The following is a 412-nucleotide window of genomic DNA, read 5'->3' as shown; positions in this document are numbered from 1 at the left end:
GCTGCCCAGGCTCATGCGCTGCGAGCTGAACAGCAGGTCCTCGCTGCGCTGGCCGGTGACCAGGCTGCTGAACACCAGGGATTCGTCCCACAGCTTGAACGGCTGCAGGTAGCTGGCGGTGGCGCTGTACTTGCGGTAGCGGGCGTTGGCCTGGCGATTGCCGAAACGGTCGCGCTCATGCTGGCGCTGGGCATCGAAGGCGCCGATGCCGTCCTGCAGCCCCAGGTCGAGGTTGAGAAAGCCGCTGCCCAGGCGCCGGCCGTGATTGATGCCCAACTGCGCCTCGCTGAGGCGGTTGCTGCTGTTGCTGAGCTTGCTGTCTTCGATGTAGTTGTTGGTGCGCAGGTAGCTCAGGCCGCTGTTCAGCGAGGTTTTGCTCAGGGCATCGCGATGGATCACCCGCTCCAGGCGC

At 65.3% G+C, this 412-nt stretch carries 1 protein-coding gene; it reads right to left on the bottom strand.

Annotated features, from left to right (window positions below; translation table 11 throughout):
• Positions 1 to 412 (bottom strand): ShlB/FhaC/HecB family hemolysin secretion/activation protein (locus tag U873_RS0134030; RefSeq protein WP_029978901.1); only part of this gene is annotated, 412 nt, incomplete at both ends.

It is taken from the genome of Pseudomonas sp. PH1b (assembly GCF_000633395.1).
GTDB lineage: Bacteria > Pseudomonadota > Gammaproteobacteria > Pseudomonadales > Pseudomonadaceae > Aquipseudomonas.
The sequence above is the reverse complement of the archived record's forward strand: the minus strand, read 5'-3'. Positions and strand labels throughout refer to the sequence as shown.